General features: G+C 45.5%; 10 protein-coding genes. 3 read left to right on the forward strand and 7 right to left on the reverse strand.

Going from position 1 to position 9,824, the window contains the following annotated elements; translation table 11 throughout:
* Positions 1-370 precede the first annotated feature (370 nt).
* Positions 371-1,282, reverse strand: a complete 912-nt coding sequence (locus Q0238_RS02315; RefSeq protein WP_297942542.1) for a hypothetical protein — start codon at positions 1,280-1,282, stop codon at positions 371-373.
* A 334-nt stretch (positions 1,283-1,616) separates the two neighbouring features.
* Between Q0238_RS02315 and htpG the strand changes: the two genes are divergently transcribed.
* Complete coding sequence (gene htpG, locus Q0238_RS02320; protein WP_297942545.1) at positions 1,617-3,458, forward strand: molecular chaperone HtpG; 1,842 nt, start codon at positions 1,617-1,619, stop codon at positions 3,456-3,458.
* A gap of 125 nt (positions 3,459-3,583) precedes the next feature.
* Here htpG and Q0238_RS02325 read toward each other — a convergent pair whose 3' ends face one another.
* Positions 3,584-3,790 (reverse strand): hypothetical protein, encoded by a 207-nt coding sequence (locus Q0238_RS02325; RefSeq protein WP_297942547.1) that lies wholly within the window; start codon positions 3,788-3,790, stop codon positions 3,584-3,586.
* Between the two features lie 126 nt (positions 3,791-3,916).
* Here Q0238_RS02325 and Q0238_RS02330 point away from each other — a divergent pair, with 126 nt between their 5' ends.
* Positions 3,917-5,308 (forward strand): OprD family outer membrane porin, encoded by a 1,392-nt coding sequence (locus Q0238_RS02330; RefSeq protein ID WP_297942550.1) that lies wholly within the window; start codon positions 3,917-3,919, stop codon positions 5,306-5,308.
* Positions 5,309-5,664: 356 nt separating this feature from the next.
* Here Q0238_RS02330 and Q0238_RS02335 read toward each other — a convergent pair whose 3' ends face one another.
* The 5 genes from Q0238_RS02335 to Q0238_RS02355 form a co-directional block, all read right to left on the reverse strand.
* Complete coding sequence (locus tag Q0238_RS02335) at positions 5,665-5,790, reverse strand: hypothetical protein (protein WP_297942551.1); 126 nt, start codon at positions 5,788-5,790, stop codon at positions 5,665-5,667.
* Between the two features lies 1 nt (position 5,791).
* The gene (locus tag Q0238_RS02340; protein WP_297942553.1) at positions 5,792-6,253 is read right to left on the reverse strand and encodes a hypothetical protein; all 462 of its coding nucleotides are present in this window, start codon (positions 6,251-6,253) and stop codon (positions 5,792-5,794) included.
* A 381-nt stretch (positions 6,254-6,634) separates the two neighbouring features.
* Positions 6,635-7,306, reverse strand: coding sequence for a NapC/NirT family cytochrome c (locus Q0238_RS02345; protein ID WP_297942560.1), 672 nt, complete (start codon positions 7,304-7,306; stop codon positions 6,635-6,637).
* Positions 7,303-7,734, reverse strand: a complete 432-nt coding sequence (locus tag Q0238_RS02350; protein ID WP_291937344.1) for a cytochrome c3 family protein — start codon at positions 7,732-7,734, stop codon at positions 7,303-7,305. The genes Q0238_RS02345 and Q0238_RS02350 overlap by 4 nt, the downstream gene beginning before the upstream one ends.
* 80 nt (positions 7,735-7,814) lie before the next feature.
* Positions 7,815-9,356, reverse strand: coding sequence for a flavocytochrome c (locus tag Q0238_RS02355; protein WP_297942556.1), 1,542 nt, complete (start codon positions 9,354-9,356; stop codon positions 7,815-7,817).
* Positions 9,357-9,496: 140 nt separating this feature from the next.
* Here Q0238_RS02355 and Q0238_RS02360 point away from each other — a divergent pair.
* On the forward strand, positions 9,497-9,824 hold a 328-nt coding region (locus Q0238_RS02360; protein ID WP_297942558.1), incomplete at its 3' end, for a LysR family transcriptional regulator.

Here is a 9,824-nt window from a genome sequence, read left to right on the forward strand (position 1 = left end):
GTCAAGAGGACGCAAGCGGCGAGCGGATCTTGAGCTTGATTGAGAGCTTCGACGTGGCGCGAGCGAGCAAAGGGCTGCTTGAGCTTGCAGATCGAAACGGCGCGCAAGCGATAATCGACGATGTGATGAGTAAAATTTAAAAGCGCGCCGGACAGTATGAGCTCGCGTAAATTTAAGGCGATCTCTGCGCGAGGCTTTAAATTTATTAAACCGATTAAATTTTACTTTTTATGTTTGTGTAAATTTGGTGCGGCGCTTGGGTTTGAGCAAAAATTTAAAATTTGCATGCTTGCAGGCGAAGGATGCCTTTTGATTTGCGCAAATTTAAGCTTGCAAACGAAGCCGCGCAAAAGTGCATTAAGCCGTAAAATTATCTGTGCCTAAAGCTGATTATCGCATCGTCGTTTTCTTGTTGATATTTTTCAAATAGAGCCTGATATCTTTGCGATTTTGCCGGATCATTTGAATAAATTCCCACTAGAAAATAGCACGCCTCCGCAAATCGCAACTCGCACGATCGCTCAAAGTATCGCGTACCCGCTTCTTTGTCGTCATCATCAAAATACGCGACGTAACCGAACATAAAGCAGCCCTCGCCGTTACCGAGCTTGCATGCTTTTTTATACAGTTTTCTACCCTCTTGTGAATCTCTATCTTCGTAGCCTGCGAGTCTCGTGCAGCTTTCGCCGCCGTTAAGCTCGTAGCAGCCTTTTTTAAGCAGATCTTTGGCGCCATCTTGCGAAATTTCGCCATTTAACAGCAGCAGGCTCGAAAGTACGGCGCAGGCATTGCCATCCCCGCTGTCGCAATCTTCGCGAAATCTTACGGGATTTTTCATTTTTAAAGTGCCGTCTTTGGTGCGAATAGAAATTTCTTTAGGATTTTTATTTGCGTCTTCGTTTACTTGATTTATAGGAATTTGGGTTTCATTTAAAATTTCTGTGCGAAAGGGCGCTTTTATCGCTATAAAAACCGCGACTACGCATACAATGACGAGAGGGAGTATTTTCGGCGTGGAGCAGCTTTTGCGCGGAGCGCGGAGATCTGCGTCTTTGATCGATTGTTTATCTCTTGCGGTAGCGACGGAGGGCTTAGAGCTCGGTTTTTGGATTAAATTTGCGGCCGAACCTGCGCCTGATTTTTCGGTCAAATTTGCGGCAGCGTCCGTATCCATATCTGCATTAACATCCGTTTCGCAGACAGTTTCACTTGGGCTTTTTAAATTTTTGCCCCGCTTTTTTCTCAGCTCATTTATGCGTTGTATGATTTCTTCGTTATTCAAATAAAATCCTTTTTGCTAGATTAAATTTTGCTAGTCGGTTAAACACCCGGTTTTATCATCAAAATCGCATTGAAAACGGGTGGATTATATCATCTTATTTTGAAATTTTCAAAAAACTACGACTAAAAAAATTCGCAAATTTAGCGTAGATGCACCGTCAAATTCGGATCGGTTTTTGCTGTATAATCCACAGCCGGGTTTAAATTTCATATACTTCGGGCGCGCGTAAATTTCCAAAACTTGATAGGATTCATATCAAGTTTATTTATTCTACTCTTGACAAGATTAGCACTCCATGATATAATCTGCCAAAATTTTCAAAAAGGACCGCATAATGGCAAAGAAAAAATTTAAGACCGAAGTGAATGATCTGCTAAATTTGATGATCCATTCACTTTATTCAAACAAGGAAATTTTCCTGCGCGAGCTCATCTCAAACGCAAGCGACGCGCTGGATAAATTAAACTATTTGTGCCTTACAGACGACGAATATAAGGCACTTTCATATGTGCCGCGCATCGATATAAAGATCGACAAAGAGGCCAAAACGCTAAGCATCGGCGACAACGGCATCGGTATGGACGAGGCCGAGCTCGAGAGCAATCTAGGCACTATCGCGCGCAGCGGCACGAAGGGCTTTATGGCGAGCCTTAGCGGCGATGCGGCGAAGGATAGCAACCTCATCGGGCAGTTCGGCGTCGGGTTTTATTCGGCGTTTATGGTCGCGGATCGTATCGATGTTATCAGCCGCAAGCCGCTCTCGCAGGACGCCTTTAAATGGAGCAGCGACGCGAGCAACTACATGGTCGAAAAGGCGCAAAAAGAGAGCTTCGGCACGACGATAATCCTGCACATGAAAGATGAGGAGTTTTTGGACGAATATAGGCTAGAAGGCATCATCAAAAAATACTCCAACCACATCCCCTATCCGATCTTTATGGATAAAGAAGAATACGTGCCTGCGCAAAAAGAGGGCGAGCAGGGGCATAGCGAAGTTAAAAACGTCCAGATCAACCGCGCGAGCGCGCTTTGGCAGCTGCCAAAAAGCAGCCTAAAGCCGGGCGATTACAATGAATTTTACAAGCAGATTAGCCACGATAGCGGCGATCCGCTGTTTTACATCCACACCAAGGCCGAGGGCACGCACGAATACACGACGCTTTTTTACGTGCCGAGCAGCGAGCCTTTCGATCTATACCGCGTCGATTATCAAAGCGGCGTGAAGCTCTACGTCAAGCGCGTTTTCATCACCGACGACGCCAAAGAGCTGCTGCCTAGCTACCTGCGCTTCGTACGCGGCATAATGGACGTCGAGGATCTGCCGCTAAACGTAAGCCGCGAAATTTTACAAGAAAATCGAATTCTAGCCTACGTCCGCGAACAGAGCGTGAAAAAAATTCTATCCGAGCTAGAAAAGCTTTTGCAGAACGATCGCGAAAAATACATAAAATTTTACGAATTATTTGGCAAGGTTTTGAAAGAGGGGCTTTACGGCTTCGGCACAAACAAAGAGGAAATTTTAAAGCTTTGTCTTTTTAAATCAAACCTGCGAGACGGGCTCATCACGCTTAGCGAGTATAAGGAAAAAATGAAAGAGGGTCAAAAAGAGATCTATTATATCGCGGGAAACAGCGCCGCGATGCTCAAAAGCTCGCCTCTGATCGAGAAATTTAACGTCGAGGGCACGGAGGTGCTGCTCTGCGACGATGAGATCGATACGATCGTGATGCCCGGCGTTTTTGAGTTTGATAAGACGCCGGTTAAAAACGCAACTTCGATCAAGCAAGAAGCTGCGAGCGACGATGCCGCGACGCCGCAAGCCAAAGAGATCGCCGCGAAGATCAAAGAAATTTTAGGCGATCGCGTCAAAGACGTTAAAATTTCATCGCGTCTAAGCGGCTCGCTTTCCTGCCTTGTTTTTGACGAGAATGATCCCGATTTTGCGACGCAGCAGCTGCTTAAGCAGATGGGAGGTCGCAATCTGCCGCCAATAAAGCCGATTTTGGAGATCAATGCAGATCACGAGATCATCAAAAAGCTGCAGGCCGATAAGCTGATGCTGCCGCAAGTGTCTGAAATAATCTACGATCTGGCGCGCCTTAGCGAGGGGCAGGAGTTGGAAAATCCGAGCGAGTTTATCAAAAACGTAAATGAGCTGATCGCAAAGGCGCTGTAGATTATTTAAATTTAGAGCTTCGATTTGCTACTCAAATTCCGCGCGGCTGCATAGGCTGTATAAATCTATGGAGTCGCGCTTTAAATTTAAAAAGAAGTTTCAGCTCACAAGCTTCACCACGTTTTCTAAATTTCAAAATTTAAAAGCGGCGAAATTTCACCCTTTGATTTCGTTAAAATTCTATCCGGCGGCTCAGTTTTGCGTTTTGGAAATTTTGAGGTTTTGATCGCTTTTATCCGCGAGCCGAGATCCGGATGCGAGCCGAAGATATTTATCAAATCCGCCTGGCTTATTGTGAAATAATAAGTCAGGCGATAAATTCCGCTATTCATTAATTTAATCTTTATAAAGTTACGCAAATCTTATTTTAAATTCCTCCTTTTTATCGCAAACAGCGAGATTGTTTGATATAATTCATTTTATAAATATTTGTAAATCTTTATGAAAGGAGATTTCGAATGAAACTAATCAAACTAAGTTTAGCTGCGGCGGTTTGCGCATGTGCGGTATCCTCGCTAAGCGCGGCAGATAGCGTAGCCGAGGCGATCACTAACGGCAAATTCGGCGGAACGGTAAAGACCACTTACGCCAATAAAACCGTAGACAACAGAGGCGAAGCCGCTACGGGCGATAACGACTACGAGGCATTCGGCGTGGGTCTTGAGCTCGGATATGTCACCGATCCTCTTTACGGCTTTAGAATAGGGCTTACTGGACAGGGCTGGTTGATGCCGTATCACGTAGGCTCAAGCAATAAGATCGCCTACGATAAGGAGTGGTATACTAAAGGTGCGGTATTATCGGAATTATACCTAGGATACGGCATAGGAAATACTGATATAAAGGCGGGTAGACAATATGTCGTAACTCCGCTCGTTGCTGGCAACTATACGAGGGCGTTTAAAGAGGCTTTCGAGGGCGTGGCGGTATCTAACAAAGATATCCCCGATACTACATTGTGGGGCGGATGGTTTTATAAATTCCAAGGAAGGAGTAAAACCGCCATGGGCGCTCCGGCTGGCGAAGGAAAGGCTCCTTTATTTAAAAATAGGGTGATTCTAGGTAATATGACCGGTCCGGTCGCCGTAAAATTTGAAAATATCTTCTCCGCATATGTTCAAAACAAATCCTTGCCTTATACTACTTTAACCGGCGCTTACGCAGCGGTAACGGACGTAAAACCCGCTAACGCATTAAAAGACGGCGACGTTAGCTTGTATCTTGCCGAGGCAAATGTAAAAGTGCCGGTAGGCGAGATTTTAAAGCTAGGATTTGACCTTAACTACAAAGGCTCGCGCGTAGACGGAGGGCTGGAGCCAAGAAGGCTTGACGGCGATATGTTTGGCGCAAGAGTCTCGGTTAGCGAGTTTTTCGGATTCGGTCTATCGTATGCCTATACGACCGTTAGCGACGATGATGCCGTTATTTTGGGCGTCGGCAACGGCCCGGGATCATACACTGCTCTGCCTATTAGAGGTCCGTTCGTATTCACAGGATACGCGGGTATGGATACGCACAAGATCGTGCTTGATTACGACTTCGGCGCTATCGGCTTGGACGGCTTCAAAACCGCGCTACACTACGTAAAAGGCGATCAAGACAGAGTAGGCGGCACGAATAATATCAATGCTAGCGGGTCTGCGGGCCAAAAGGTCGGCACCAGCATGGACGTAGAGGGCTGGGCGGTAACGGCAAACTACGCTCCTAAGGCCGTTAAGGGGCTAAGCTTGGGCGTAACCTACACCGCGCTTGAGAGAAGCGACCACTACGCTAGCGGCGTAAATAGAAAGTTCGACGAGAATGAGATATGGTTGCAAGCTGCGTATAAATTTGATCTAAGCGCCAACTAAAGCTTTAAAGAGCGGAGTATTTTCCGCTCTTTCTCATCTGCATTATTTTGCCTCGTATATAACACAAAAAGGGCGTTAAACCCGAAAAATTTACTCTTTCTCATCTGCATTATCAAGCGAGCTCGCGCTTGATAAATGTTTCATCCAAGTCTCCTAAATTTAAACATGCTCTTGAATTTTAAATGAAACGGAGGTGAAATTTATCTAAAATTTCGCCGCAGAGCTTGACGTACCGAAATTTAAATAAAGCTTGGGCGTTGAAATTTTGGCGAGGATTTTGTTACGCGTGCTTTATAGGAATTTTAAATTTATAAAAATTTTAAAAATTTCCTTACAATTACAAGAAATATACCTTTCTAGCGTTTTAAATCTTTTGATACGAAAGCGCGACTTGGATATTTTTTTAGGTGCATCGTTACAGACCCTCTTATTCCAGGCACATTTAAAATTCCTTTTGGAATATGCTCTACAACAAACACCATTTTATTCCTCTTGCTTATCGATTAAGTTTTGTAACTCCATAGTGTAGTTCTCTCTTGGTTTATACAGATCAATATCTCTATATGTTTCCAATGCAGCTTCTAATATATTTAAAATATCTTGAAATTTTAAGGTTAAAGTATATTTTGGTTTTAAACTTAAAAGTCGCCAAATCCTATGAAACTCATTCGGTATTTTTGTTTTATTGATTTTACAACTTTCATCTAAAATAGCTTCGATATATTCTCCATCATAATATAAAACCCAAATAGATTTAGAAAGAAAAGCTCTATCATAATTTGGATCTGGAAAGCTATAAATTTTTAAAAGCCAGCAATCTAATTGCCTATCTATTGTAAAATTTAGATTTGGCAACTTTGCTCCATAATTATACTTACCATATAGCGCACTCAATCCATACTTCTCATCATCCTCTTTGGTGATGATTGCGTTTTCAAACGCCATCGCTTCCTCCTAAAATTTTAATTCGATTATACCCTCGATAATTTATGCTAGCCTTATGCTCTCATAACGTGAGTATGAAATTTTAAGTTAGCACTATAGTAAGGCTCATAGAGATGCAATTGTAAGGGTTTTTGTGGATACTTTTCGTTTACGAGCTGGCGAGTAAGAAGCGTATAAACTTAAGTTGCGGGCGGTTGGTTTAAATATAGTCTGATAGATGAAATTTTAAATCGAGAATTCGGGTAAATTTTAAATCTAAAAGCCGATAAATTTAATAAACACTTCACAAAAATTTCGTCAAAATTTCAAAAATCCCGTCAAGGTCTCAGCTAAACCTCGGCGGAATTTTGAAATTTAGAAATTCTAGGATTTCAAGCGGCGTTATTTCTTCGCGCTAGAAGCGTCCATAAACGCCTGTTCTTCGGCGCTCGGTTTGTATTCGTCGCCGAAAAATTCCTTCTTCGCCTTGATCTTCTCCTCCATCATCTTTTTTTCGTAAATTTTATACGTCGGTTGCCAGTACTCTAGGTAGTTGCGAAGCCCGATGCCGTGTCCCGCGCTTACGTGGCAGCTCGCGCATTTAAGCTCGCGCTCGGAGCCTAGGAGCTTTTTATAGTGCGCGTGCATGCGCTGCGCTTGCTCGGAGGTGATCTTGCTGTCGATCACGGTGGCGTGGCAGCTCGTGCAGCCGTTGTCAAACACATAGTGCTCGCGGTTTTCGCGCCTTTTATTCCAGTCGTATTTTTCAGGCTCGTCGAAGAAGTGTGAGTAGCCCTCCAGCACGCCGTTTTTGGCTTTTTGATAGACGTATTTTACGATATTGTCGTGCGGCAGGTGGCAGTCGACGCATTGGGCTTTGACGCCCGTTTTGCCCTTGCCCGAGTGGACGTCGTCTTGATAGGCGATCACCATCGGATCCATCTCGTGGCAGACGTCGCAGAATTTATCGGTGCTCGTTTTCTCAAGCGCATAGTGCACCGGCACGACGACAAAAAACCCTATAATACCGCTTATTAAGATGATAAGCGCTAGTAATTTTTTAGAAATTCTCATGGTGTCACCCCCATCCATTGCGGCACTTCGTGCTCGTGGCATTCGGTACACATATTCGTAGATGCCTTGTGCTCGTTGTGGCATTCGTCGCAGTATAGCGTAGGACCGTCGTGGACGGAGTTGTGCGGATTGGCCTTGAGCGTATCCATAAATTTAAGCCTCAAAGCGAGCTGCTTTTTGTCGCCGTGGCAGCTGATACAGCCCTTGTCGCCGATACTTTTAAATTTAGACGGATCGCTTCCTTGATTTACGTGGCAATCAACGCAGTCAAACGCCAAATGCTCGTGATGAGGTTTGATTTTGTATTTTGCCCGAAGCTCATCTGAAACGACTATGTTCGTGGCGTTGGCGTCGTTGGCAGACGGCGCGCCGAACAAAGTCGCGATGATACAGCACAGAAACAGCGCCGTAAAACTGAAATTTTTCATTTGCAACCTTTTAGAAAACTGCCCTGCCGGCCCGCGAAAGCTAGCCTGCAAGGCTTAAAAGAGCTTGCGCTCAGACCTAGTTAGGCGATCTGCTCGCCTGCGATCATTCCGAAAACTATGCAGTCGGTGATCGCGACGGTGCCTAAGCGGCTCGCGCCGTGAGTTCCGCCGGTGATCTCGCCTGCAGCCCAAAGGCCTGGGATCGGTTTATTCGTCTTAGATGATAAGACCTCGGCTTTGGTGTTGATCTTTAGACCGCCCATCGTGTGGTGAGGCTTCGGCGATAGGCGGATGACGTAGAAAGGTCCCGCTTCGTTGATCTCGCTAAGCGCGCTTTCTTGCTTGCCGAACTCGTCTTTTTTAGCCTTAACGCCTTCGTTGTATTTTTTGACGCTCTGCTTTAAAGCATCCGCAGGCACGCCGTATTTGCTAGCGATCTCATCTAGGCTCGCGCATTCGCCCACTACCTTACCGCCTGCCATGCCTTTAGAAATAACCTCTTCGCTTAGATCTTTAAACGCCATTTTGGTATCGGCGAAGGTTATCGGATAGGCTTTTGGATCCTCGCGTAAAATTTTAAACTCCGCATCTGCGCGAGTCTTGCGATCTGCAAGCTCGTTCATAAAGCGTTTTCCTGTGCGAACGTCCACGGCGATGCCGTATTTAAAGGTGCCTTGCTGAGTTAGGATCGGAGCGGTACCGAAGCCCTTCTCATCGGGGCTCGCCCACGGACCGAACTGGATCCAGTCTACTTGCACCGGATACGCGCCGATCTCAAAGGCTTTTAGCAGCACGCCCGCGGTAGCTCCCGCGTGATTTGTGCTATCAACGTCATCAGGAATGCGCGGATCTTGAAGCTTGCGGAAAATTTTATCGCGGCAAAATCCGCCCGCTGCGAGCACTACGCCTTTTTTGGCTTTGAGCGTCTTTTTAGTGCCGCTCGTGTTTTCAAGATCGTCGCTGTAAAGATTCGGATCAAATTTATACTCCTCGCGGATCACGACGCCCGCCACGCGATCTCCGTCCATTACGAAATCGTCAAATTTTGCGCGGCGGCGAAGCTCGCAGCCCTTATCTTTTAGCGCTTCAAATTTTTCAAGCATCGGCTGGATGTAGCCAGAGCCGCTATCATTCGTAGTTAGCATCGAGCGCGCGACGCTGTGTCCGCCGAAGTGCGCACAGTGATCCATCTTAAATTGCACGCCGTTATCGACGAGGAATTTAAACGCGTCTAAGCCGCGATCGGCTAAGGTGCTTAAAAGCTCGGGGTGGTTGATGCCAAGGCCTGCCTTTAAGCAGTCGTTCATAAATAGCTCTTTGCTGTCTTTGATGCCAGTTTTTTCCTGCACGGGGTTCATCGGCACGCTCATACCGCCGCCGTTGATGACGGAGTTTCCGCCGATGCGACCCATCTTTTCGAGAATCAAGACTTTGTTGCCTTTCTCGGCTGCTTTTAAGCCCGCCGCAAGTCCCGCAAAGCCGCTACCGATGATGATTACATCCCACTCCTCGTCAAATTTGACGTCCTTTGCGTCCACTGCGCTTGCTTGCGCATTTACCGCGCTAAGTGCGAGTGCACCGGCTCCTACCATACCCATTTTCAGTATGTCGCGTCTCTGCATATTTGCCCCTTTACTTAGAGATTTTTTAATCTTAAAGATTAATGTCGTAATTTTATATTAAATCTTTATGTAAGTCAAATGTTATTTGGTATATAATTTAATAGCTAAAGGCTATAAAATTTCAACCGAAGGGGCAAAAAATGAGCCTGCGACATATGGAATTCGCGGTAAAAATTTCGGAGCTTAAAAGCTTTACAAAAGCGGCGAACGAGCTTGGAATAGCGCAGCCGTCGCTTTCAAAGAGCATTATGCTTTTAGAAAAGGAGCTAGGGATCGAAATTTTTGATAGAAAAAACGGGCTTGAGCTTACCTATGCGGGCGAAATTTACATCGCCAGAGCGAAAAATATGCTTAGGCTCAATAAGGAGCTAAATAACGAAATCCGCGGGCTTTCGTCGATCAAGACGGGCAAGCTCGTAATCGGCGCAACCTCGACCAGCTTTAAATTTATCGAAAAGATCATCGCGG

Origin of the sequence: uncultured Campylobacter sp., assembly GCF_938045775.1 — a bacterium.
Lineage (GTDB): Bacteria > Campylobacterota > Campylobacteria > Campylobacterales > Campylobacteraceae > Campylobacter_B.